Below are 23,646 nucleotides of genomic sequence, written 5' to 3' on the forward strand. Positions count from 1 at the left end.
TCAACCGGTTGATGCAGTGGTTCTTCCCAATCCGGAACAACCACGTGGACAGCTTCGAGTCCTCGCGGAACCGCGAGAGGTTCTGGTGGGCGCTCACGAAGACGTCCTGCACCAGATCGTTCGCCTCCTCCCGATCCCCCAGCATCCGCAGGCAGAAGTCGTAGAGCCGATCCTGGTGCGCCCGAACCAGCACCTCGAAGGCCTCCGGCTCTCCCCGGCGCAGCCGCCCCAGCAGCAGCCGCTCCTCGCGCGCCGCCGCCTCGTCGGTCACCGACGTCCCCTCCAGCTCCATCCCGAGCACCCCGCTCGAAGACACCGGTGACCTCCCGCACGGCGCCTACACCGCGCACTTCCATCCTACTCCATCCCACTACGCCCCGTTCCGCGACCTTGGACAACCCGGTCGCGGAAAGGTTCCGGCCCTTTTTTCCGGGCTATTCGGGGGCGTTGCGGTTGGGGTTCTTCACGCCCATGAGCTGGGCGGTGACGAAGTCCTCCAAGGCACCGTCCAGCACCGCGTCCACGTTGCCCGTCTCCACGCCGGTGCGCAGGTCCTTCACCATGCGGTAGGGCGCCAGCACGTAGGAGCGGATCTGCGAGCCGAAGGAGATGTCCTTCTTCTGAGCCTCGGCGGCGGCCTGCTCGGCCTCGCGCTTCTTCACCTCCAGTTCGTAGAGGCGGCCCCGGAGGATCTTGAAGGCCATGTCCTTGTTGGCCGACTGCGAGCGCTCCGTCTGGCAGGTGATGAGGATGTTGGTGGGCAGGTGGCGCAGCTGCGCCGTCGAGGAGGTCTTGTTGACCTTCTGGCCGCCCGCGCCACCACCACGGATGAACTTCAGCTCGTAGTCCTTCTCCGGGATGTCGATCTGGATGGTGTCATCGACCTCCGGGTAGACATCCACCGAGGCGAAGGCCGTCTGCCGGCGCGCATTGGCGTCGAAGGGGCTGATGCGCACCAGCCGGTGCACGCCCACCTCGGCCTTGAGGTAGCCGTAGGCGAACTCGCCCTCGATGCGCAGCGAGACGTTCTTGAAGCCGGCTTCCTCGCCCGGCACCGAGTCGTTGATCTCGACCTTCCAGCCCTTCTGCTCGCAGTAGCGCGTGTACATGCGCATGAGCATGGCGGCCCAGTCCATCGAGTCCGTGCCACCCGCTCCCGCGTTGATGTCCATGAAGCAGTTGGACCGGTCCTGCTCGCCCGAGAGCATCCGCGCCAGCTCGAGCCTCGCCACGTCCGCTTCAATCGTGGTGAGCGACGCCTCGGCCTCCTGCGTGCTGGCCTCGTCGTTGACCTCCGCCGCCAGCTCGAAGAGCACCTGCGCGTCTTCCAGGCCCCGCAGCGTCTTCTCGAAGGTGCCCACGCTCGACTCCAGCGTGGACTTCTCCTTCAGCATCGCCTGCGCCTTGGTGTTGTCGTCCCAGAAGGTGGGGAGCGTGGACTCGCGCTCGATCAGCGCGATGCGCGACCGCTTGCGGTCGAGGTCAAAGATGCCCCCGGAGCGCGAACAACCGCTCCCGAAGGCCGTTGATCTTCTCCATCGAATCGTTCGCCATGGATGTCCTCGGTGAGCGCGCGAGGAGTCCTCGCGCGCGATTGCTGGATGTTGAGCTTCAGGAAGCCTTCAGGGAAGAAGTCATTGGCTCCGGAGCGCGGCCCGCCGACGACGGAGCCCCCGCCCGGGCCAGCCGCAGCGCCCCCGCCAGGCCCAGCGACAGGGGCAGGAGCAGCGCGATGAGCCGCCAGTTGTCCTGGTCGAACATGGGCAGCACCTTGAGCGCCAGCCCCAGCACGCCCAGCCCCGCCAGCACCAGCCACAGGTGCCCCAGCCGCTCGCGCGCCTTCATCGAGCCGCGCATCAACTGGAAGCCCAGCGGCACCGCCAGCAGCGTGAGGGGATTGGCCAGGAAGAGGTTCTCGTTGCGCCACGTCACCGTGTGCTCCGTCCCCAGCCACATGACGAGCAGCGCCAGGCCCGGAACGCCGAACACCAGCCCCACCAGCACGTTCTGGAGGCCAAGCAGGATGCGGGGGGCTCGGGCGCCGGTGCGCCGGTTCCAGAGCGCCAGGCCCATCGCGCCGCCCCCCAGGGCGAGCCCGAGCAGCAGCAGCACCGGCCCGTACCTCGGCGGCTCCGCGGGCGTCTTCGGGCGGCCCTGCGCTTCGTAGACGGGGATCGTCTTCGCCACCAGCGGGCGCTTCTGCCCGTCCTCCCCCACCACCTGGAACTCCGCCACCTGCCGCTCCAGCTCGTCCGGGAGGAAGGCCTCCTGCCAACGGGTGATGGGCCGGTCGATCTCGTCGTTCATCAAGAAGTCGAGCAGCAGGCTCATCGCCGGGCCGACGTCCGTGTAGCGGCGCGTGTGGTCGCGCAGTGTCATGCGCCCGGGGCCGCTCATCGCCTGCTGGAAATGCCCACCCAGCACCTTATCGATGCCATCGCGCAGCCGGGTGACGCAGTTGTCGTCGTAGTGCTGGTACAGGTACTCGCGGTTCTCCGGCAGCACGTTCACCGCCAGCAGCCGCCCCATCTCCAGCCTCTGGGCGGGCGACAGGTTCAGCTCCTGGAGCCGCACGTCGCGGTTCAACGAGCGGTAGAAGCGGAACGTCCCCGAGGGGCTCGCGTCGTCCACCCAGAACTCGAGCCGCCCCATCGCGTAGCGTGCCAGCATGCGCTCATCGAAGGAGAACATCCCGTAGTTGTAGAGGCGCGAGCGCTGCAGCCGCCGGTCCTCCACCACCAGGGAGCCATGGCCCCACCAGGAGGCCACGTCGTCCCCGGGCCCGAAGGTCACCAGGTAGATGGACAGGTCCTCGCCCTGGCTCTCGCCCGTCCCCCAGGGGGGCATTTCATCGGCGCGCGCCGGGGTCGCGGCCAGCAGCAGCAGGCCGAGCAGGCAGGTCAGCAATGGGGCAAGGCGGGGCATTGTCCGTCCCAACAAACGAGGGCGGGCCTACCTATCACGCGCAACGCCCGACTCAACCCCGTGTGTGCCCGCCAGGTGAGCGGGCGTTCAGTGGGGGCGTCCCGAGATCCTCCCCATGGTCTCCTCATGAAGACCCACAAGCTTCCCCCCGAGGTCCCCTTCCCGCCCGCCCCCTGGAACCTGTCCGGGGAGGGCTGGATCGGGCTCTTCCAGGCGGATCAGGACGTCCCCTGCCCCGCTCCCTGGAAACACGTGCTCTCCCCACGTCTGGTGATCGTGGCGCTGATGCGCTACCGCGAGGGGACCCTCTCTTATGACGAGCTGATGGTGGGCCCGCTGGTGCGGCACGGCACACGCATGGGCCTGTGGGTCGCCCACATCTGGGTGGACAGCGCCACCTCGCTCTGGGGCGGACGCCGCATCTGGAGCCTGCCCAAGGAGATGGCCACCTTCACCTGGGAAGAGGGACGGGTACGGGTGAAGGACGCACGCGGGGCCCCCATCGCCACGTTGGGGGTGGAGCGGCGCACGGGCTTCGGGCCCTCGCTCCCGATGCCCGTCCCCGGCATTGGCGGCGCCCCCGGTCAGTGGACCTCCTTTGTCGGGCGCCTGCGCGGCCGCCTTGCCCCCGGCGGTCTGAACGTGGAGGGCTGGTCGGAGCGCTTCCCCTTCCAGCTTGGCGACGCCGCCCTGGTCAGCGTCCACGCCAGCTCCATGACCCTCACCGTGCCTCCGCCCCAGTCCTGGTCCGAGGACGGGGCCGCCCCTCCGTCACCGAGCCCCTGATCCTTCCTGGGAGAGGAACTCCTCGATGATCGCCAGGGCCCGCTCCGGACGCTCGGAGAGCAGCTCGTGGCCACAGTCGGGGAAGCGCTCGAAGCGCACCAGCTCCGGCCGCAGGTGGGAGACCAGATCCTCGGAGCCCTCGAAGGGGAGCACCGGGTCATGCGCGCCCGCGAGCACGAGCGTGGGGCAGCGGATCCGCTCCAGCTCGCACGTGAAGTCGAAGGTGTGCCACTCCCCACCGATGAAGTGCCGCGCGACGTCGAAGTGGATGAGGGAGGCCGGGCTCGGGTTCTGGATGGTCAGCCGGTGGTACAGCGGGAAGCAGACCTGGATGTAGCGCTGGAAGATGTCGGGGGTGGGATCCTGGAAGAACCGCCGGGCGATGGTGGCGGCCTCGGTCCCCCCGAGCCGCTCGAACATCGCGAGCGCCCGCGTCAGGTTGAACCGCGGGTTGGTGGAGCAGAGGATGAGCTTGCCGGCATGCTCCGGGAAGCGCGTGGCATAGGCCTGGGCGACGAACCCGCCAAAGGAGGTTCCAAGCACCACGGGCTTCTGGATCTCCAGCGCCTCGCAGAAGGCCCGGACGTCCTCGGCCCAGGTGGCGAGGTTCCACCGGTCCGGGGTGCTCCGGTCGCTGCGCCCGTTGCCTCGCAGGTCGAGGTAGATGACCTGGGCGACCCGCGCGAGCGGCGAGAGCGTCGGCCGGTACATGGCATGGTCGATGCCGGGCCCCCCGTGGATGGCGAGCACCGTGGGCTTCTCGCGAAGCTCACCGCCCCGCTGCTCCAGCGAGGAACCTTCCGTGTCGAAGAAGAGGGAGACCCCGTTGACGTGGATTCGCATGGTGGGGCGTCAGGTCATCAGCTTGCGGGCCCTGGGGGCCACCGCGTCACCAACCATGCCGCCCTCGCCCAGCAGCGACTCCTCCGTGCGCGCCATCTTCTGCGCGTCCCGAGGCCGCTCGTGGTCATACCCGAGCAGGTGCAGCAGCCCGTGCGCCAGGTAGCGCGCCACCTCCGCCTCCAGCGTGCGCTCGTACTCCTTGGCCTGGCGCTTCGCCGTGTCCAGCGAGATGACCACGTCCCCGAGCTGCCTCGGCCCCGGAGTGCCCTTGGGTGCCTCCCCCGCCGGGAAGCTCAGCACGTCCGTCGCCTTGTCCTTCTTGCGCCACGTGCGGTTGAGCCGGCGGATGGCGTGGTCGCCCACCAGGGAGATGGACAGCTCGCACCCCGTCAGCTCCAGCTTTCCGAGGAACGTCTCCGCCAGCTCCGTCACCTGCTTGGAGAAGCGCTTGCCCTGCGGGTGTGCCACCTGAACCGTCACCCGGTTGGCCTCGGGCTCCTCCGACTCTTCCTCGATGTGCGCCAGCTCCACCCGGAAGGCCGGCGCGCAGAACGAGTAGTAGTCGCAGGCCCCCTGCCCGTCGTTGCGGTACACCACCCGACGGCCCTTGGGCACCAGCCCGATCTCCCCCTCGCCCACGAGCTGCCGCTTTCCATCCACCACCAGCGTCAGCTGGCCCTTGAGGACGATGATCACCTCGTCGAACTCGGGCGTCTGGGCCGGCTCGGACCAGCCCGGGGGCGCCAGCATCCGCGCCACCGACATGGACTCGGTGCCCGTCGTCGCGGCGCCCACGAATTCCTCGATGCGCTTCCCGTCGTCGCGCGGGATGATCTTCCCCTTACGCAGCCTCACGTTGGGCCTCCTCCAGCCGCGCGTGCCTTGCCACCGTCCTGCTTCGTCGTCGTACCCGCCACCATCAGCGCCGCTCCCTTGGGGCCCGTCTGCAATGCCCCCGCCGGGTACTCCGGACGCGCATGGTAGATGCCCTCGAGCGTGTGCAGGAAGGACTGGGCGATCAGATTCAGGTCCCTCAGCGTCAGGTCGCACTCGTCGAGCTGTCCCTCGGAGAAGATGAGGTTGATCATCTTCTGCACCTGGGTGTGCAGTCGGGGCGTGGAGGGCTCGGGCAGCGAGCGCGTCGAGGCCTCCACCGCGTCGGCGATCATCACCAGGGCCGCCTCGCGGAACTGCGGCTTGGGGCCCGGGTAGCGGTAGATGCTCTCGTCGATGGGCGGAGCGCCTTCCTTGCCCTCCTGCTCCTTGACGGCCTTGTGGAAGAAGTAGCCCACCAGCCGCGTGCCGTGGTGCTGGGGAATCGCGTCCGCCACCAGCTTGGGCAGCCGGTACTGACGCGCCATCTCCAGCCCCTCGGTGACGTGGCGCTTGATGATGACGGCGCTCATCGCCGGGGCGAGGCTGTCGTGCTTGTTCTCCCCCTTCTGGTTCTCACCGAAGTAGAGCGGATTCCGGCCCTTGCCGATGTCGTGGTAGTACGCACACGAGCGCGCCAGCAGCGGGTTGGCGCCGATGGCCTCCGCCGCGTTCTCCACCAACGTGCCGATGATGATGGAATGGTGGTAGGTGCCCGGGGCCTGGACGATGAGTTCCTTGAGCGCCGGGTGGTTGAGGTTGGCCAGCTCGAGCAGCTTCAGGTCCGAGGCGTAGCCGAACACGGCCTCGATGAGCGGGGTGAGGGCCATCACCATCACCGGTACGGCCAGCGCGGTGCCCGCCAGGGCGGACAGGGCCGTGAGGAGGGTGTCGCTGGTGAGCCCCTTGCCCTCGGCCAGGAAGAGGCAGAGCACCGCCAGCGAGTTGACGGTGCCCGTGGTCAGGCCCGCCTTGAAGAGGCCCACCCGGTCCTTCGCCTTGGTGATGCGATCGGCCGCCACCAGCGCGCCCACCAGCGCGTAGATGCCGAAGGAGAGCGAGTTGCCCAGCATCACCCCGGCGAGGCACGCCAGCACCAGCGCGAAGAAGAGCGACAGCTCCTCGGAGAGGACGAAGCGCACCAGCATGGCGCCGGCCGCCACGGGGAAGGCGTAATAGAAGGCCTCCAGCGGCAGCGCCGTGTACCGGTCCTGCACCGCGTCCGCGATGGACACCCAGAGCTGCATCAGCCCCAGCATCATCACCAGCAGCACGCCCAGCAGCAGCCCGTCCTTGCGGGTGGGCCGGAAGCGCCGGAAGGCCGTGCGGCAGAAGAGGTACGTGGCCGAGATGAGCAGCGCCACCAGCCCCGTGCCGCCCACCTGGAGTTGCACCAGATCCAGGCGGTCCGTCTGCGAGCGCATGCCCCGGATGGCCACCAGGTGCGTCTCGTTGACCAGCTCCCCGTCGCCGATGACGCGCTGGCCCTTCTTGATGGAGATGACGGCGTCCTTCACCGCCGAGGCCGCCTGACGCCGCCGCACGTCCGTCTCGGCCAGGTTGATGGTGAGGTTGGGCCGCACCAGCCGCTTGGCCAGCCGCAGCACCGCCCGGCGCTGCACGCCCGGCGAGTCCGGCAGCAGGTTGCCCGGAATGGAGGCGAAGCGATCCAGCTCCGTGTGCGCCTCTCGCACATCCACCACCGTGGGTGCCCGCCCCGACAGCGACTGCTCCCCGCTGTGCCGCAGGTCCCTCACGGTGAGGCCCTCGGGGCCCTCGCGCGACAGCTCCTCGCGCGAGCCGGCGACATACACCGGCATGGGCTCCGAGAAACCGTAGGCCCGCTCCACCAACGCCAGCGTGGCCGCTTCCACCGCCTCGGAGAAGCGCGCCGTGGACAGCGCCTGGAAGTCGTCCGGCTCCAACGCCGCGTCCCTGCGCCCGAACAGGAGGACCTGGAAGTCCTCCCGCTGGCGCTCGCGATCCTCCAGCTTGCGCCCCTGCTGCGCCTTCCCGCCCTCGGCGGCCCCTTCCTCGCTGGTGGCCGGCTTCGTCACCAGTCGCTGGCGCATCTCCGCGAAGGCCCCGTTCACCGCGACGCGGATCTCCGACACCACGCCCGGGCTCAAGTCGTACACCGGCCGCACCGCGCCCTGGGCCTCCTGGCGCCGCTGCTCGGTCATCGCCTGGTGGACGATCTCGTAGTCCCGCCCGGCCTTGAAACCCGCCGGGGAACTCGCCCGGAAGGGCTTGCCCAGGTGGTCCTCGGTGAGGGCGGGGATCTGCTGGCTGTAGAGGCCCGGCGAGATGACGAAGCCCGCGGCCACCGACACCACCGCCAGCAACAGCACGCTCGTCAGGCGCCGGCCCCACCAGGGACCGAGCCGGAAACGGCGGGCGAGCGCGTCCAGCGGACTGGGTCCGGGGGGCGACGATTCCGGTTCGGACATGGGGTTGCTCAACCTATGGGAGGCATGATGTGGACAGCAAGCAAAGCGGGCGGCGGGAACTTCATTCCGCCGCCCGTGCTTGCTCGTCCGGTGACCAGGCCAAGGAAATCAAGGGCTTGGCGTGTCGGATTCAGAGGAGGCCGCCGGAGCGGGGGCCGCAGCCGCCTGGCCTCCCTTGGGGTGCGCCTTGGCCGCCTGAACCGTCGCGTCGTAGCGCTCGTAGGCGCGGATCACCTCCTGCACCAGCGGGTGACGCACCACGTCCACGTCGGTGAACTCGGAGATGTTGATGCCCTCCACGTTCTTGAGGATGGAGCGCGCGTGGTGCAGGCCACTCGCCTTCCCCACCGGCAGGTCCACCTGGGTGACGTCGCCGGTGATGACCGCCTTGCTGTTGTAGCCCAGGCGGGTGAGGAACATCTTCATCTGCTCGATGGTGGTGTTCTGCGCCTCGTCGAGGATGACGAAGGAGTCATTGAGCGTGCGACCACGCATGAAGGCCAGCGGGGCCACCTCCACCACTCCCTGCTCGATGAGGTGCAGGGCGCGCTCGGCCGCCATCATGTCGTGCAGGGCGTCGTAGAGCGGGCGCAGGTACGGGTTCACCTTCTCGGCGAGGTCACCCGGGAGGAAGCCCAGCTTCTCGCCGGCCTCCACCGCGGGGCGCGCCAGGACGATGCGCTTGACCTTGCGCTCCTGGAGGAAGGCCACCGCCATGGCCATGGCGAGGTACGTCTTGCCCGTACCGGCGGGGCCGATGCCGAAGACGATGTCATGGGCACGGATGGCGTCCACGTAGCGTTTCTGCGCGAGGCTCTTGGGAGAGATCTGCTTGTTGCCCGAGCTCTTCAGGACGGGCCCTAGCATGACCTCCTGGAGGGACTCCGCGCCTCCACGGCCGAGCACCTTGATGGCCTGCTCCACGTCCTCCCGGTAGACGGGACGACCGGCGCGGATGAGCTCCTCGAGGTTCTCCACCAGACGCACCGCGAACGCCACGGCGTCGGCCGGTCCGGACAGGTGGAGTTCGGTGCCTCGCTGTCCGACCCGGACACCGAGACGACGCTCCATGAGCTTCAGGTTCTCGTTCTGGTTGCCACACAGCGCCAGGGTCGTCGCGTTGTCACGGACATCCACCTTGGCGGAGGTGGGGTTGACTACGGGAGCTTCGACAGGGGCGGAATTTCGCAATTCGTCCAATCCCTTAAGTCCTCGGGCGGGTGGTCGGAAAATCGACCTCACACTTCAAGCTAACGCCCCCCCACGGAGAGCGAAAGGAGGAAGCAGACAACCCACCTAGCGCAGGGGAGGCAGCAGGATGAACTGACGCTCTGACGTGCGGCGATAGTAGTAATCGTCCCGCCAGGGGTAGCGCAGATCCTCCCGCTGCAGGAGCCCTACCTCCACCAGCGCCTCCAGGCGCTCGGGGAGGGCCCCCTTTTCTAGACGGAACACCTCCAGCGCGGCCTGGATTCGGGCCTGCTGGGCGCGCCCCACGAGCCGTTGGGTCGCCGGGTCCGCATACGAGGAAGCCGACTCGTCCCCCAGGTCCCAGGTGTCCGGTTTGAGACGCGAGCCGACGAAGCCGAGCGCCGCCAGCACCATCATGGTGACGACGCCACGGGCCACCATGCCGCCCACGCGGACGAGCAGGCTGGCGCCTCCCACGGAGGCCGCCCTCCCGGTGGGTTGGATGGCGCGGATGTAGTCCAGGTTGAGGAGGTTGACGAGCGCCTTGCAGGTCTCGAACTCACCCAGGCCGCTCAAGTCCACCAGCTTGCGCACGTCGCGGCCAGCGGCGATGAGCCCGTAGACGCGGCGCTCGGCGCTCCCAATGGACTTGAACTCCCCCTTGTTCTCGTCCTTCTTCTCCTCCTTGGCCTCGGAGAAGGCGTCGTCGAAGGAGGCGTCGAAGTCGTCGTCCTGGGCGACCTTGGCGGGCAGCTCCTTCAACTTCTCGAAGGTCATCGCCTCATGGGAGATCTTCTTCCGGACCTGGGGCCACTCGTCCACCATCCGGAAGCCTTCCATCAGCACGCTCTCGGCGCGCAGCGGCTTGATGGAGTCGTCGTCCGCCTGGACGTCCTCGACCTTGAACTCGTAGGAGCCCGCCTTCCAGGAGAAGAGCCCGTAGAGGGTCTCCGTCACCTGGAGCTGCATCATCTGCTTGAGCTTCTCGGCGGTGATGAAGCCGCTGGTGGTGAGCACGTCCCCGAGCCGCTTGAGGGTGCGCTTCTGGGTCTCCAGCGCGGTCGTGAGCTGCTGCTCGGTGATGAGCTCGGCACGCACCAGCATGTTGCCGATGAGGTCCTTCTTCTTCCGGGTGATGCTCTCGGCACGGACGATGTTGCCGTCCAGGAAGTAGACCTGGACGTCCTGGTCCTTGCTCTTGAGGTACAGGACACCCGTCTTCTGCTGCTGTCCGATGAGCTGGAGGATGTCGGCGATGCCGAAGCCCTTGAGCGTTCCGGTAATGGCCATCGTCGTTCCGACCTACTCGTTCTGGCGGCGGTACAGCCCGCGCAACGTCAAGAGATGGAGGGGGATGAGGAGCAGCAGCAAGGGCGCCAGCTTGAGGTACAGCGGAACCTCGCCGTAGGGCGAACGCAGCACCCCGGAGCGCAGCAGCACGCCGGACACCGCCAGCAGGAAGAAGAAGGCGTAGAGGGTGCCGCGCACCGCCAGCCCCTGGAAGAGGTGGCCGGCGCCGGACACCAGCGCGCCGAAGGCGTACGACAGGCCGCTCTGCCAGCGGCGGTGGCTTTCGATCTCGAGATGCTTGCGGGCCCGGATGCGCGCCTCCACCGCGCTCTTGCGCGAGAAGACGTTGACGCACTGGGCGCACATCTTGGCGGCCACGCCCAGCTCCTTGTCGCACCGGCGGCACACCGCGCGACCACATTTCTCGCACTCGCGCGAGGTCTTCAGGGAGCGGCCCGCGAAGCCGAACGCGAAGGCGCCCAGCGCGCCCAGCAGCGTCAGGCCCCAGGCCAGGCCTCCACCCCCGAGCAGCCGGCGCGACAGCTGCGCCTGCACGCGCTCGACCGCCACCGGATCCTCGGTCACCGGCAGGTCCGCCTCGGACAGCGGCGGGCTGAGCAGGAGCCGGTTCATCAGCAGCCGGTCATCCGGCGGGCGCTTCCACAGCAGCAGCGCGGCGTCCAGGCGCTGCGCGGCGGCGAGCGCATCACGCGCCCGCTGGTTCTCGGCGCCGATGGAGTCGTCCGGGGCCACCGCGGCCCGGCGGCGGTACACCTCGGCCAGGTTGAAGGCGGGAGCGGCCAGCGAGGGGTCCGCCTGCGAGGCATCCGCGTAGAGCCGCGCCGCGCTGTCCTGATCGCCATTGGCCAGCATGGCGTTGGCCAGGTTGGTGATCAGCGCCGCGTGCCCGGTGCGCAGGGCGGCGGCGGCCTTGTAGTGGGCGATGGCCTCCGGAAGCTGGCCGCGGCGGGCCTCGAAGCGCCCGAGCGCGAACAGCTCCGCGAAGCCGGCCTGCTTCTTCTCGTGCCGCGCGCGCACCCGGTCCGCCACCTGCTCCACGGCGAGCCCGCCGCGCTCCAGCACGTAGACGTCCTCGGCCACGGTGCCGGCGAAGGTGGTGGACTGGGCGAGCTTCCCGGCGGCCAGCGGCACCATCGCCGCCAGCACCAGCAGCACCGCCGCCACCGCCCGCTCCACCACCGAGAGGTAGAGGGCCACCGACGCCAGCAGGATGAGCAGCACGGGCACCAGGCCCAGCCTCATGGACAGCGGGGCGCCGATCAGCAGCAGCACCGCCAGGGCGGCGGACTGCCACTTGGCCGCCGCGCGGGGGAAGAGGTGGTGGAAGTCATGCAGGAAGTAGCGCACCCGCCGCGCGAAGAGCACGCCCACCACCACGGCCGCCGTGGCCAGCAGCGCCACCAGGAACACCGCCCCGAGGTCCGCCAGCGCCGGGCGCCGGTAGCGCGGATCCTTCAGCAGCACCGAGATGGCGGCCTTGACCTCGCGGAAGTACGGGCCCACGTCGCCCGGCGAGCGACGCATGTACTCCTCGGCGAGCGCCAGTCGCGTATAGGGAAGGTTCGGTGAGAGCGCCACCGCCTGCTCCACCAGCTGGAGCGCGCCGGCCGAGTCGTTGGCCTTGCGCCTGCCCTCGGCCGCCCGGATGAAGGCGATGCTGAGCGACTCCATGTCCAGCGCGGCCACGTCCTCCTTGAGGTCCACGAGCTGCTGCTGGGTCTGGCGGGCCGTCTCCATGTCCAGCGCGGCCACCGCCTTCTGCCACGTGTCCCAGACCTGCTGGAGGTCCGCGTCGGACTTCCTCGGGGCGAGGATGGTCGGCGGAGGGGGCCGCACCACCGGGGCCGGGACGGGCGTCGTCGGCTGCACCGCGACCGCCGGGGTCTCCGGCTGCTCCGCGGGCTGCGCCTCCTCGCCATCCTCCGACGCCTTCTGGCCCTTGCGGTTCTTGTCACGGCCCGCGCTCGTGGAGCCTTCGTCCGTCTCCTCGTCGCCGGAGGACTCGTCGATCTCCTCGTCGGAGGATTCGACCGTCATCTCGGACGCATCGAGCATCGAGGGATCCAGATACGCGGGCTTCTCCGCGGCGGGCTTCTTCGCGGGAGCCTGGCGCTGCGACTTCTGCGCGTACGCCGGCCCTAGCGGCGTCCACAGCACGAGGCACAGCATCAAAGGCAGGAAGCGCAACAGAGGGAGGCGCGACATTCGGGCCCGGATGATAGGCGAGGGCCACCCCCCACGGAAGTTGTAGCGCCCCTCTATCGGTTTTCCCGTGTTACAGGCAGCCCGCTCGGTCGGAGAGAGAGGAGCACCCATGAGTGCAGCAGGGGAGCAATTGGACAGGCTGATGGGAATCATGGCCCGTCTCAGGGCCGACTGCCCCTGGGACAGGGAGCAGGATGTGCGCTCGCTGCGCCCCTACCTCATCGAGGAGGCCTTCGAGGTCGTCGACGAGATGGACCGGGTGGCCCAGGGAGGCCCGTGGCGCGCCCTGTGCGAGGAGCATGGGGATCTGCTCTTCCAGATCGTCTTCCATGCGCGGCTGGCCGAGGAGCTGGGCGAGTACTCCATGGCCGACGTGGCCGCGGCGATCAGCGACAAGCTCACCAGCCGCCACCCGCACGTCTTCGGGGAGAAGCAGGCGGATGGCACCCCACAGCCGCTGGCCAACTGGGCGAAACTCAAGGCCGAGGAGCGCAAGAAGAAGACGGGCCGGGAGGGCTCGGTGCTCGACGGGGTGCCCACGGGCGCCCCGGCGCTGATGCGGGCCGAGCGCCTCACCGAGAAGGCCAGCCGCATCGGCTTCGACTGGGCCAACGTCCAGGAGGTGCGCGCCAAGCTGGACGAGGAGCTGGGCGAGCTGGACGAGGCCATCGCCTCGGGGGACCGGGACGCGTTGGAGCACGAGCTGGGCGATGTCCTCCTCTCCCTGGCCAACCTCTCGCGCTTCCTCCACACGCCGGCCGAGGACGCGCTGCGGATGGCCATCCGCCGTTTCACCACCCGCTTCCAGCACATCGAGACCGCCCTGCGCGCGGAGGGCGTCCCACTCGGTGAGGCCACGGTGGAGCACATGGAGCGCCACTGGCAGGCCGCCAAGGCGGCGGAGAAGGCCCTCCCCCCGCCCACCCGCGTCCCCCGTGCTCCCCTGGTGGCCCTGCGCCTCCCGGTGGTGGACCTCGCGGCCCAGCGGGTCTTCTGGGACGCCGTGGCCCCGCTGCTCGGCTGGAGTGCGGAGCGGGCAGGCGCCGACGAGGCCGTCTACGGAGATGGGCTGTACCGGCTCGCCTTCACCGTTGGTGCGGGCCCCCCCTCCCCCGCCACCCTCACTTTCGGTGCGCCCTCGGCCGCGGCGGTGGAGCGGCTGCGCACCCTCTTGGAGCGCACCTCGCCGGGCTCCGTCCTGGAGGGCGGGGGCGGAACAGGCCGGCTCACCTTCCAGGATCCAGCCGGTCTCCGGTGGGAATACGCCTTCGGGAGCCGCTGATTGATACCTTCCGGGCCCAGATCGGTGGCACGGATCACGCAAGCCTTGACGCTAAGGAGGCGCCGAAGTAGGTACGGCGCCTCTTTTCCACAGCCGTACGTTGGAGATCACCTTGGCCAACACCAAGTCCGCAGAGAAGCGTAACCGCCAGGCGCAGAAGCGCCGCGCTCGCAATGTCAATGTCCGCACCACGGTGAAGGACGCCGTGAAGGCCGCGCGCGAGACCCTCACCACCCAGGGCGCGGCCAAGGCCGGCGATGCCCTCAAGGCCGCCACCCGCACCCTCAACAAGGCCGCCTCCAAGGGCGTCCTCCACAAGCGCACCGCCTCGCGCCGCATCTCCCGGCTCGCCAAGGCCGCGAACAAGGCCAAGACCGCCGCGAAGTAGTCCTCGCGGCTCTCACCAGCCGCTCGCCAACCGGTCCAGACCCTCGCGCATCATCGTCTCGGCGAGACGGTGGAGCGCGGCCTGCCGGTTGGCTTCGGCTTCCAGGACGTCGCCGGACACGCTCGCCGTGCCCGGCAGGAAGTCCTCGTTACCGGAAACGGTCGCCGTCGCCAGCTCCCGTCCGTCCCGAACCAGCCGCAAGTGCACCGTCGCCGACGCGCGGTAGCTGGCGAGCTGCGGTTCGGCGATGCGCGTGTTCCCCTGATAGACGGGCTCGGTGATGATGGTGGGAGTGCTGCCCACCCCCAGGACCGTACCCTCCACGGTGGCCTCGCAGGCCCCACTGCCGCCGAGCACCCCGGAGCGCCCCATCTCCTGGCGGAAGGCCCGGGTGAAGAGCAGCTCCAGGCCCGGCTCGGGCGTGTCGTTGCGGAAGACGGGCGCGCACACCGAGCGCACCCCCTCGGGCAGCCCTCCGTCCCTGGGCGTGAAGCGGTAGCCGCACCCGAGACCCGACAACACGAAGACGCACCCCATCACGCTCAACCGGGACATGGTGCCCACAGTAGCGGCGCGAGCCCGGCGGTCAAGCGCGAGGGGCAGCCCTCTCCTAGGGGAGACGGCCGTTCACTTCCACGCCTCGCGAGGCCATCACGAGCGCGAGGGCACTCCAGGCGGACCGCACGCGCCGCTCCGACAGGGAACCTCGCCACGGGGAGCCCAGCTCCCAGCGCGTCTCCACCCCGCCCGCGGACTCCAGGGCGAGCGTGTAGCGCCGCACCGAGAGCGCCAGCACCACGCCCACCAGGGCCACCAGGCCGAGCAACACGCCCACCGCACTGGACACGAAGGGCAGCGCCACGAGCGCCCCGACAGTGAGGGCCAGGGCCTCATAGCGTGGCCGGTGGAGCAGCGAGAGACGCCGCAGGCCGGGCAGCTCGAGGAGGAAGGGCGTGGCGGAGGTGCCCGGACGGAAGGAGAGGCGGTTGCCCTCACCGGTGAGGACCCGCCCTCCCCCGAGCTCCGCCCAGAAGAAGGGGTGCTGGGGCGTGGCGGGGGCGCTGGGAGGCAGAGGGGCCTCGGGCAGCTCACCACCACACGCGGCGCAGCGGCCCGCTCCCGCTTGCTGCGGGCGGCCGCACCGCTTGCACATCACGAGGACCTCGGTGGTCACCGGGCTCCCGTCTCAGCCGACGACGAAGTTCACCAGCCGCTTGGGCACGAAGACGAACTTGCGCAGCGTCTTGCCCGCCATCGCGGCCTTCACCCGGTCATCCGCCTCGGCCAGGGCGCGCACATCCGCCTCGGCCGCGTCCACCGCCACGCGGATCTCCGCGCGCAGCTTGCCGTTCACCTGCACCGCGTAGGGAATCACGTCGTCCACCACCAGGGCCGGGTCGAACTCCGGCCAGCCCTGCGTGACGGTGAACGTCTTGGAGCCGTACGTCTCGGCGAGCTCATCCGCCAGGTGCGGGGCGAAGGGCGTCAGCACCACCCCCAGCATCTGGATGGCCTCGGCCATGGCGGCCTTCTCCGCGGCCGTCTCCGTCGTGCCCAGCGCATACAACGCGTTGACGTACTCCATGATGCCGGCGATGGCGGTGTTGAAAGACAGCCGCTCGATGGCCTCCCCCACCCGCTTCAGGCACTTGTGCGCGGCGCGGCGGATCTCCAGCGCCTTGCCCTCGAAGGCCCCGTCGTGCCTGGCCCCGACCACCCCGTGGTGCTGGAAGGCCAGCGTCCACACGCGCTTGAGGAAGCGGAAGACGCCCTCCACCTGCTCGTGGGACCAGTCGAAGTCGCGCTCGGGCGGGCCGGCGAACAGCACGTAGGTCCGCGCGGTATCCGCGCCGTACTTCTGCACGATGGTGGACGGGGCCACGCCGTTGCCATAGCGCTTGCCCATCTTCCGGCCATCCGCGCCGTTGACGATGCCCTGGGTGATGAGCCGCGTGACGGGCTCGTCCACCGGGCTCAGCCCCAGCAGCTTCATCACCCGCGTCCAGAAGCGGAAGTACAACAGGTGCATCACGGCGTGCTCGGGGCCGCCCACGTACACGTCCACCGGCAGCCAGCGCTGGGCCTCCTTCGGATCGAAGGGCGCCGCGTCGTACTTCGGCGACAGGTAGCGCGCGTAGTACCAGCAGGAGTCGACGAAGGTGTCCATCGTCTCCGTCTCGCGCCGGGCCGGGCCCGAGCACTTGGGACAGGTGGTGTTCACCCACGAGGGCACCTTGGCCAGGGGCGGCTCGCCCTTGCCCGTCAGCACCGCCTGGGTATCGATCTCCGGCAGGCGCACCGGCAGCTGCTCCAACGGCACCGGCTGTCCCCTGCGCTCGGGGTCGCACTTCTCGCAGTAGACGATGGGGATGGGCGTGCCCCAGTAGCGCTGGCGGCTGAAGCCCCAGTCCTTCTGACGGTACGTCACCTTGGGCTCGCCCCGGCCCTCGGCCTGGAGCTTCGCGCCCATCTTCTTGCGCGCCTCGGCCGAGGTCAGACCCGTGTACCCGCCCGAGTCCGCCAGCACCCCGTCCTCGGTATACGCGGCCTCCAACTTCTCGCCCGGCGGCAGCGGCTCGCCCGAGGCCGGCTGCACCACCACCTTCACGGGCAGGCCGTACTTGCGCGCGAACTCGAAGTCGCGCTCGTCGTGCGCCGGCACGCTCATCACCGCGCCCGTGCCGTAGTCGGCCAGCACGAAGTTGGCGATCCAGATGGGCACCGGCTGGCCGGAGAAGGGGTTGACGGCATGGGCGCCGGTGAAGACCCCCTCCTTCGTCACGCCCTCGGCCGTGCGGTCCGTCTTGGAAATGGCCGCCATCCGCTTCACGAAGGCTTCCACCTCGGCGCGCTGCCCCGGCGTGGTGATGCGCGAGACCAGCTTGTGGTCCGGCGCCAGCACCACGTAGGTGCAGCCGTGGATGGTGTCGATGCGGGTGGTGAAGACGCGGATGTCCTCGTCAACGCCCTGGATGTCGAAGTCCGCCTCCACCCCCTCGGAGCGGCCAATCCAGTTGCGCTGCATCGAGGTGATGCGCTCGGGCCACTCCTTCAGCCCGTCCAACCCGTCCAGCAGCTCCTGCGAGTAGCGGGTGATCCGGAACGCCCACTCGGGCAGCTCCTTGTCCAATACCGGGGACTCACAGCGCTCGCACGTGCCGTCCTTCACCTGCTCGTTGGCGATGACCGTCATGCAGCCGGTGCACCAGTTCACCTTGCTGAAGCGGCGGAACACCAGATCCCGCTGCAACATCTGGATGAAGAACCACTGGTTCCACCGGTAGTACTCGGGATCGCTGGTATTGACCTCGCGCGTCCAGTCGTAGCTGTAGCCCAGCGTGCCCATCTCCTTCTTGAAGGAGGTGATGTTCTCGCGGGTGCGCACCGCCGGGTGCACGCCGTCCTTGATGGCCGCGTTCTCCGCCGGCAGGCCCAGGGCGTCCCAGCCCATGGGGTGCAGAACGTCGTAGCCCTTCATCTGGAAGAAGCGCGCGTAGACGTCGCCGATGAGGTAGTTGCGCACGTGCCCCATGTGCATCTGACCGCTGGGGTACGGCAGCATCTCGAGGATGTACTTCTTGGGAGCACCGGGGCGCTTGCCCGCTCGGAACACCCCCGCCTCTTCCCAACGGGTCTGCCACTTCTTCTCGATATCCTGCGGCTCGTAGCGCTCGTTCATGGCCATGACGGGGTGCGTCTTAGTGGTATGCCAGCCCCCAGGCAACAACAGACGCTTGCCTCCGTTGCCCTCTGACATCCGGCCGCCACGCCCGAGGGGCAGGCGTTCAACCCCGAGCACCCGCCCCGGCTACTCCAGGCGCAGCAGGCTCTTCACCGTGTCCTGGACGACCTTGGACTGGACGGGCTTGACCAGGTAGGCGCTCGCCCCGAGCGCCATGGCGCGCTCGCGGTCCTCGACGGCGGACTCGGTGGTGATGACCACGATGGGGACGGTGCGGTAGGCGTCCGTCTGGCGGATGTGTCGGATGAGCTTGAGCCCGTCCATCAACGGCATGTTGATGTCGGTGAGCACGAGGTCGTAACGCCCCAGGGTGAGCTTCTTGAGCCCCTCGGCGCCATCATGGGCCTCGTCGGTGTGGACCCACGAGCCGAGTCGTTGCAGCGCGTACATGAGGCTGCGGCGCATGGCCACGGAGTCATCCACCACCAGCGCGCGGATCTGCTGCGTCATTCCTCCAGGATAGCACCGCCCGGCGGGGGATCAGGGAGCGGAGTGAGGGGCGCCGGTGGACGACCGCTCCCGGCATGATGGACGACGGCCTCCCCGCATATCGCCCGAGCGGGCGAGCACGGCGCCCCTACGAGACAGGTCATCCACTCCCCGTTACCTGGGAGGAATGCCCGAAGGGAACATCATCCACCGCATCGCGCGCATCCACCGCCGCTGGCTCCTGGGGCGCGACTTCACCGCGGACTCTCCGCAGGGACGCTTCTCGGAGGGGGCCCGGCACCTCTCGGGGCGAGCCCTCGTGAGCGTGGATGCGCACGGCAAGCACCTCTTCCACCACTTCGACGGCGGGGTGCGGCTGCACATCCACCTCGGCCTCTTCGGCAACCTGAAGCACTTCCGCGCCGGAGCCGCCTCACCCTCCCCCACCTGCCGGCTGCGACTCTCCTCCCCCCACGCGACGCTCCACCTCTCCGGGCCCCAGGCCTGCGAGCTGCTGAGCCCCGAGACCGAGGCCGAGCTCCGCGCCCGGCTGGGGGAGGATCCGCTCCGCCCGGACGCCTCGCCCTCGCGGGCCTTCACGGCCCTCCGACGCGGCCGGACGCCCCTCGCGGTCGCGCTGTTGGATCAGGAGCGCATCTCGGGCGTGGGCAACATCCTGCGCGCCGAGGGCCTCTTCCTCGCGCGCCTGCCACCGCTGCGCCCCGCCTCGGAGCTGCGCCCCGCCGGGTTCGAGCGCCTGTGGGAGGCCCTCCGAAGTCTGTTGGAGGACGCGGCCCGGGATGGGCGCATCGTCGCCCCGCATGCCCCGCCCGCCCCCTGGGAGATTCCCGGCAGGCGTCGCGAGGACCGCTTCAGCGTCTACGACCGCGCCGGTCAGCCCTGCCCCCGGTGTTCCACGCCCATCTCGCGCCGGGAGCTGGCCAGCCGGGCCTTGTTCTTCTGTCCTCGCTGTCAGAAGACCCCCGCCGCGAGCTGAGCACGCGCTAGGGCCCGCAGAAGGGCAGGACGTACGCCTCGCTCACCGAGGCTCCCACCGCCGAGGGGGGCGGATTCTGATGGAAGAGCACGTAGCGGGAGAGGTCCGGCATGAGGACGAGCGTCTCGCTGAAGGTGGGCATCGACGAGACCCGTAGCGGGGAGACCCGTTCCACCACCGTGCCCGACAGGGAGGCGAGGGTGAGATAGTTCACCCCCGAGCTCGCATCCTTCCAGCTCCAGAGCGAGAGGGCAGGGTTCAGCTCTCCCGGCCGTGTCACCATCTGCATGCGCTGGATTTCGCGTGGATAGGGGTGGATGGACGTTGGCGTCTCGCATCCCGTGCTTTTGCACGCCACGGTCATGAGGTTGGAGTTCGGGCTGGTGACACCGTTCTGCACGTAGTGGAGGGTATGTCCCGCTGGGCTGCCACGGGTCGGAACGATGAACGGCGAATGGGTGAACGCGTCCTGGGATTGGAACATGACACTCCCGACGAGCGTGCCGTCGTTCGCGATGAGCGCTGTCTGCCGGACATGGTTGCTCTCGAAAGCCACCAGGAACTGCTCCCCCGTGCCATTCGCCGTGGCATGCAGGCCGAAACTCGAGGCCGGAACGGCGAGCCGGACGGGGATGCTCACGCTGCTCCGGTGGAGGTCCCGGGCGACCGTGATCGCCCAGACCTCGGTGGTCGGAGGGGGCCCTGCCGGGTCGAAAGCGCCCACCGTCGTGACGAGCACGAGGATACGGGCCGTGTTGATCGCCAGCTTGACCTCCGACACGATGGGCTGGGTGCTCCCGAAAGGCAGCTCGAGCACCGGGAGGGAGGTGCGCTTCCCGGTCCCATCCAGCTGCGCCAGGTAGACCTTGTACAGGCGAGCCCCCGTGGTCTGCACGAACGTCTCCTCGATCCACGCCACCATGGCCCTGTCCCCAGCCGCCACGAGCGAGGGCTTCTGGAACTTGATGCTCTGCGCGGAGGGGGAGAGCTTCTCTCCCTGGCTCGGGAGGCCATCGATGGAGACGGTGCGTGTCGCGAGGCTCCCGGACTCCGTCGTGACGACGAGCAGCGTGTCCTCGGTGCTGGGGGCTGGGCGGCGCACGGGGACGGCGGCCAGGAAGGTGCCAAGGTCGTGGCTCTTGGTGAGGGCCATGGAGGCCCAGTCCTCCAGACCGTCACAGTTGTTGTCCTTGCTCTGACCGCACACCGGTCTCGCGGGCCTCACCCCACCCTCACAGGCCCCGAAGGTGCCGTCCGCGCCACACAGGCGCGTTCCCTGAACGCACTCGCCCTCGTCGGTGCCGCAGGCCACGCGCGTCCCGGGCCGACAGTCCAGGCCCTCGGCGCGGATGCAGCGGTTGTCGAAGCAGACCATCTCCCCCGGGCACGGGTGCTCCGCGTTACAGCCCGCGGGGCTCTCGGCCTCGAGCTCCTCGAGCGTCGGCACGGAGCAGGCGAAGGCGCAGGCGAGGCAGGACAACAGCAGGAGCCTCGAAATGGGGTTCATCACGGCGAACCTCCTCCCGTGGAAGCGGGGGCAGGAGCACTCGGGCTCCCGGCAATGAGGAAGGTGGCGAGCGCCCCCAACGCGGCGGCGCTCGCCGTGCCAAACAGGATGTTGGCGACGAAGGCCTGGTTCTTGGCGCTCCTCAGATGCGTGACGCGCTCGTCATAGAAGGCGGCATCCCGCGCGAAGCTCAAGTTGGTCGCCGATTGCAGGCCGAAGAAACCGGCCGCGCCGCCGGCCACCGCGCCCACGCCCAGGAACGCCAGCGGCAGCACGCGGGGCGAAGACGGCTGCTCCTCGCTGACGGAGGGGACGAAGGCGGGGGGCTGCTGGGGCGGCGGCACCACCGGGCTGTCGAGGCCGGGGGACTGCGCCACCGGACGGTCCGCCTGGGCCTGGGGCTGGGGGCTCGGCTCGGAGGTCCCCAGGTCGTTCAGGACGGACTGGCGCACTTCCTCGAAGTCGCGCTCCACCTTGGGGGAGACCTGCACGGGGAGCTTCGCGTCCGGCTGGAGGTAGAGGGCGGTGCGGAAGGAAGCGAGCGACTGAACCCTGTCCCCGAGCTCCGCCTGCACGATGCCCTGGTACAGGGCCACCGCCACCTCCTGCTCCGTGTTCCGCGTCAACGCATTGGCCCGCGACAGTTGCTCCAGGGCTCGCTCGTACTCGAGGTTGTCGTAGAGGCGGACGGCGGCGGCGAACGAGGCCTCGAAGTCATCCTTGCGGACCGGCGTCTTGCGAACCCGGGCCTTCCGCGCGGGTGCTGGGGCGGCGCTCGCCAAGGCAGGCAGGCAGGCCATGAGGCAGAGGGCGAGCACCCGCGCGCTCTCTGTCCGGAAGGGGCTGGCTTTCATGGGGCGCCAACCTAGCAGCAGGCACGCCCCCCCGGCAGCCCCCTCCCCGAGAAGCCCGGTGGGCTATGATGGCGTCCGTATCCGCGGGACCAGGAGATCGCCTTGACGCAAGTGGGCAAGTACCAGCTCGTCAACAAGCTCGCCACCGGAGGCATGGCCGAGGTGTTCCTGGCCAAGGTGGAAGGGCCCATGGGCTTCGAGAAGACGCTCGTGCTCAAGCGCATCCTGCCGCACCTGGCGGAGGACCCGCAGTTCGTGGGGATGTTCTTCACCGAGGCCCGGGTGGCCGCGCAGCTCAACCACCCCAACGTCGTGCAGATCTTCGACTTCGGTCAGGCCGACGGCACCTACTACCTGGCGATGGAGCACATCGACGGGCCGGACCTGCGTACACTGGCCGCGCGGGCCGTCCAGGCCGGTGTGAGCCTGCCCCCGGCCTTCTGCGCGAAGCTCATCTCCGCCGCCTGCGAGGGCCTGGCCTTCGCCCACGACTTCACGGACCCGACCACTGGCGAATCGCTCGGCCTCATCCACCGCGACATCAGCCCCGACAACATCCTGCTGTCGCGGCAGGGGGCGGTGAAGGTGGTGGACTTCGGTATCGCCAAGGCCTCCAACCAGAGCCACAAGACGCGCACGGGCCTCATCAAGGGGAAGATCGCCTACATGCCGCTGGAGCAACTCCAGGGGCAGCCCCTCGACCGGCGTGTGGATGTGTACGCGCTCGGCGTCGTGCTCTACGAGCTGCTCACCGGGCACCACCCCTTCGAAGCCACCACCGACGTGAGCATGATGCAGGCCATCCTCTTCGAGCCGCTCGTGCCCGCGGCCTCGCGCCGGCCGGACCTGCCCGAGGCCCTGCTCCGCATCCTCGACGCAGCCCTGCCCAAGGTGCGCGAACAACGCTATCCGGACTGTCTCGCCCTCCAAGCGGACCTGGAGCGCTTCATCCTCTCCACCGGCCAGCCAATGGGAGCCCGGGAGCTCGCGCAGTGGGTGGAGCGGCTCTGTCCGAAGGGCAGCGTGACGGGGAGGCATCCCACCGTCAGCACGGGTGACGCCACCGGCCTCGAGTCCACCGCCCTCTCCCCCCAGAGGACCCCGACAACAGGCAAGACGCGCCCCAAGACGATGGCCGCTCCCGCCCTGGCACCCACCTCCGAGCAGGAGCCTGAGATCGTCCTGGAGCCCACGCGCCTGTCGGCCCACGGCCTCCCGCCCGCGACCGAGATCAGCAAGGCGGCTGACCCCAAGCAGGAAGATGTCGCCCCCCCGCCTCGCCGCAACCGCACCGGCTTGGGAGTGGCGGTGGGCGGACTGGCGCTCCTCGCCGCGGGCAGTGGCGTCCTGTTCTTCCGGGGCAGCCCCGCGCCGCAGGTCCCCGCCACGTCCATCCCCAGTGCTTCCCCGCCCGTGAAGGCCACGCCCCCGCCGGTAGCGGCGTCTCGACCGGCGGAGGCTCCGCCCCAGGTCCCGCCGCCGCCCGTGGTCGAGCAGGCGGCCCTCCCCACGGAGCCCCCTCCGGAGCAACCCGTGGAGGCCCAGGCGCCGCTGGCCGCACCGGCGCCCCAGTCAGAGCCTGCCCCCCGGCCCAAGGTCTCTCAGAAGGCGAAGCTGACGTTCCGCATCCGGCCCTACGCCACCGTGTTGCTCGATGGGACGGCGCTCGGTCAGACGCCCCTCGCGCCCGTCCAGGTCTCCATCGGCACGCACACCGTGCGGCTCATCAATCGGGACCTCGGCAAGGACATCACGCGCACCGTCGAGGTGAAGGCCGGCAACTCCAACATCTTCAAGCACGACTTTCGCACGGAGTGAGCCTGCCGCGATTTCGTGGCTCTCCCGTACTTCGTGTGGTTAAGC

The 23,646-nt window shown here is 69.4% G+C and carries 19 protein-coding genes and 1 pseudogene; 5 read left to right on the forward strand and 15 right to left on the reverse strand.

Annotation, left to right across the window (positions count from 1 at the left end; translation table 11 throughout):
- The 3 genes from VF794_RS30435 to VF794_RS30445 form a co-directional block, all read right to left on the reverse strand.
- Nucleotides 1-316 (reverse strand): RNA polymerase sigma factor (locus VF794_RS30435; RefSeq protein ID WP_414640985.1); only part of this gene is annotated, 316 nt, incomplete at its 3' end.
- 118 nt (nt 317-434) lie between these two features.
- Nucleotides 435-1,554 (reverse strand): peptide chain release factor 2 gene (gene prfB / locus VF794_RS30440; protein WP_331116482.1). Its coding sequence is split into 2 segments (ribosomal slippage): nt 435-1,484 and nt 1,486-1,554, totalling 1,119 coding nucleotides; the frame shifts between segments, so codons are not numbered across the junction.
- A gap of 57 nt (nt 1,555-1,611) precedes the next feature.
- The gene (locus VF794_RS30445; RefSeq protein ID WP_331116485.1) at nt 1,612-2,925 is read right to left on the reverse strand and encodes a DUF4105 domain-containing protein; all 1,314 of its coding nucleotides are present in this window, start codon (nt 2,923-2,925) and stop codon (nt 1,612-1,614) included.
- Between the two features lie 126 nt (nt 2,926-3,051).
- Between VF794_RS30445 and VF794_RS30450 the strand changes: the two genes are divergently transcribed.
- Entirely contained in the window at nt 3,052-3,711 is a 660-nt protein-coding gene (locus tag VF794_RS30450) for an acetoacetate decarboxylase family protein (protein WP_331116487.1), read from the forward strand.
- Here VF794_RS30450 and VF794_RS30455 read toward each other — a convergent pair.
- The 6 genes from VF794_RS30455 to VF794_RS30480 all read right to left on the reverse strand — a co-directional run bounded on the left by VF794_RS30455 (nt 3,697) and on the right by VF794_RS30480 (nt 12,584).
- Nucleotides 3,697-4,554: an alpha/beta hydrolase gene (locus tag VF794_RS30455; RefSeq protein WP_331116489.1), complete on the reverse strand. Its 858-nt coding sequence runs from the start codon at nt 4,552-4,554 to the stop codon at nt 3,697-3,699. The two genes, VF794_RS30450 and VF794_RS30455, sit on opposite strands and share 15 nt — an antisense overlap.
- A gap of 9 nt (nt 4,555-4,563) precedes the next feature.
- Entirely contained in the window at nt 4,564-5,409 is an 846-nt protein-coding gene (gene ybeY / locus VF794_RS30460; RefSeq protein WP_331116490.1) for an rRNA maturation RNase YbeY, read from the reverse strand.
- Nucleotides 5,406-7,877: an HDIG domain-containing metalloprotein gene (locus VF794_RS30465; RefSeq protein WP_331116492.1), complete on the reverse strand. Its 2,472-nt coding sequence runs from the start codon at nt 7,875-7,877 to the stop codon at nt 5,406-5,408. Before VF794_RS30465 ends, ybeY begins: the two co-directional genes overlap by 4 nt.
- A gap of 108 nt (nt 7,878-7,985) precedes the next feature.
- Nucleotides 7,986-9,068, reverse strand: a complete 1,083-nt coding sequence (locus tag VF794_RS30470) for a PhoH family protein (RefSeq protein WP_331116494.1) — start codon at nt 9,066-9,068, stop codon at nt 7,986-7,988.
- Between the two features lie 105 nt (nt 9,069-9,173).
- Complete coding sequence (locus VF794_RS30475) at nt 9,174-10,358, reverse strand: DUF4388 domain-containing protein (RefSeq protein WP_331116496.1); 1,185 nt, start codon at nt 10,356-10,358, stop codon at nt 9,174-9,176.
- Between the two features lie 12 nt (nt 10,359-10,370).
- Nucleotides 10,371-12,584 (reverse strand): hypothetical protein, encoded by a 2,214-nt coding sequence (locus tag VF794_RS30480; RefSeq protein WP_331116498.1) that lies wholly within the window; start codon nt 12,582-12,584, stop codon nt 10,371-10,373.
- A gap of 109 nt (nt 12,585-12,693) precedes the next feature.
- Here VF794_RS30480 and mazG point away from each other — a divergent pair, with 109 nt between their 5' ends.
- Entirely contained in the window at nt 12,694-13,866 is a 1,173-nt protein-coding gene (gene mazG, locus VF794_RS30485) for a nucleoside triphosphate pyrophosphohydrolase (protein WP_331116500.1), read from the forward strand.
- Between the two features lie 112 nt (nt 13,867-13,978).
- The gene (gene rpsT, locus VF794_RS30490; RefSeq protein ID WP_331116502.1) at nt 13,979-14,254 is read left to right on the forward strand and encodes a 30S ribosomal protein S20; all 276 of its coding nucleotides are present in this window, start codon (nt 13,979-13,981) and stop codon (nt 14,252-14,254) included.
- Between the two features lie 12 nt (nt 14,255-14,266).
- On the opposite strand, the gene lptE is transcribed toward rpsT, so the two are convergent.
- The 4 genes from lptE to VF794_RS30510 all read right to left on the reverse strand — a co-directional run bounded on the left by lptE (nt 14,267) and on the right by VF794_RS30510 (nt 18,446).
- On the reverse strand, nt 14,267-14,809 hold the full coding sequence (gene lptE, locus VF794_RS30495) for an LPS assembly lipoprotein LptE (protein ID WP_331116504.1): 543 nt from the start codon (nt 14,807-14,809) through the stop codon (nt 14,267-14,269).
- 55 nt (nt 14,810-14,864) lie between these two features.
- Entirely contained in the window at nt 14,865-15,428 is a 564-nt protein-coding gene (locus VF794_RS30500; RefSeq protein ID WP_331116506.1) for a hypothetical protein, read from the reverse strand.
- Between the two features lie 12 nt (nt 15,429-15,440).
- The gene (gene leuS, locus VF794_RS30505) at nt 15,441-17,939 is read right to left on the reverse strand and encodes a leucine--tRNA ligase (protein WP_331116508.1); all 2,499 of its coding nucleotides are present in this window, start codon (nt 17,937-17,939) and stop codon (nt 15,441-15,443) included.
- A 123-nt stretch (nt 17,940-18,062) separates the two neighbouring features.
- On the reverse strand, nt 18,063-18,446 hold the full coding sequence (locus tag VF794_RS30510; protein ID WP_331116510.1) for a response regulator: 384 nt from the start codon (nt 18,444-18,446) through the stop codon (nt 18,063-18,065).
- Between the two features lie 166 nt (nt 18,447-18,612).
- Between VF794_RS30510 and VF794_RS30515 the strand changes: the two genes are divergently transcribed.
- The gene (locus VF794_RS30515) at nt 18,613-19,422 is read left to right on the forward strand and encodes an Fpg/Nei family DNA glycosylase (RefSeq protein WP_331116512.1); all 810 of its coding nucleotides are present in this window, start codon (nt 18,613-18,615) and stop codon (nt 19,420-19,422) included.
- Nucleotides 19,423-19,429: 7 nt separating this feature from the next.
- On the opposite strand, the gene VF794_RS30520 is transcribed toward VF794_RS30515, so the two are convergent.
- Nucleotides 19,430-20,929: a hypothetical protein gene (locus tag VF794_RS30520; protein ID WP_331116514.1), complete on the reverse strand. Its 1,500-nt coding sequence runs from the start codon at nt 20,927-20,929 to the stop codon at nt 19,430-19,432.
- A complete protein-coding gene (locus tag VF794_RS30525) occupies nt 20,929-21,783 on the reverse strand; it encodes a hypothetical protein (RefSeq protein WP_331116516.1) in 855 nt (284 codons plus the stop codon). Before VF794_RS30525 ends, VF794_RS30520 begins: the two co-directional genes overlap by 1 nt.
- A gap of 153 nt (nt 21,784-21,936) precedes the next feature.
- On the opposite strand from VF794_RS30525, the pseudogene VF794_RS30530 reads away from it, so the two are divergent.
- A pseudogene (locus VF794_RS30530) lies at nt 21,937-23,553 on the forward strand (protein kinase domain-containing protein); the annotation flags it as partial.
- Nucleotides 23,554-23,646: the final 93 nt, after the last annotated feature.

The sequence above is a fragment of the Archangium sp. genome (genome assembly GCF_036389735.1).
Lineage (GTDB): Bacteria > Myxococcota > Myxococcia > Myxococcales > Myxococcaceae > Archangium.

Excerpts from the sequence above, each read along its gene's own strand:
- VF794_RS30445 (WP_331116485.1), bottom strand. The coding sequence starts at position 2,925 with ATGCCCCGCCTTGCCCCATTGCTGACCTGCCTGCTCGGCCTGCTGCTG.
- VF794_RS30450 (WP_331116487.1), top strand. The coding sequence starts at position 3,052 with ATGAAGACCCACAAGCTTCCCCCCGAGGTCCCCTTCCCGCCCGCCCCC.
- VF794_RS30455 (WP_331116489.1), bottom strand. The coding sequence starts at position 4,554 with ATGCGAATCCACGTCAACGGGGTCTCCCTCTTCTTCGACACGGAAGGT.
- VF794_RS30465 (WP_331116492.1), bottom strand. The coding sequence starts at position 7,877 with ATGTCCGAACCGGAATCGTCGCCCCCCGGACCCAGTCCGCTGGACGCG.
- VF794_RS30475 (WP_331116496.1), bottom strand. The coding sequence starts at position 10,358 with ATGGCCATTACCGGAACGCTCAAGGGCTTCGGCATCGCCGACATCCTC.
- VF794_RS30480 (WP_331116498.1), bottom strand. The coding sequence starts at position 12,584 with ATGTCGCGCCTCCCTCTGTTGCGCTTCCTGCCTTTGATGCTGTGCCTC.
- mazG (WP_331116500.1), top strand. The coding sequence starts at position 12,694 with ATGAGTGCAGCAGGGGAGCAATTGGACAGGCTGATGGGAATCATGGCC.
- lptE (WP_331116504.1), bottom strand. The coding sequence starts at position 14,809 with ATGTCCCGGTTGAGCGTGATGGGGTGCGTCTTCGTGTTGTCGGGTCTC.
- leuS (WP_331116508.1), bottom strand. The coding sequence starts at position 17,939 with ATGGCCATGAACGAGCGCTACGAGCCGCAGGATATCGAGAAGAAGTGG.
- VF794_RS30510 (WP_331116510.1), bottom strand. The coding sequence starts at position 18,446 with ATGACGCAGCAGATCCGCGCGCTGGTGGTGGATGACTCCGTGGCCATG.
- VF794_RS30515 (WP_331116512.1), top strand. The coding sequence starts at position 18,613 with ATGCCCGAAGGGAACATCATCCACCGCATCGCGCGCATCCACCGCCGC.
- VF794_RS30520 (WP_331116514.1), bottom strand. The coding sequence starts at position 20,929 with ATGAACCCCATTTCGAGGCTCCTGCTGTTGTCCTGCCTCGCCTGCGCC.
- VF794_RS30525 (WP_331116516.1), bottom strand. The coding sequence starts at position 21,783 with ATGAAAGCCAGCCCCTTCCGGACAGAGAGCGCGCGGGTGCTCGCCCTC.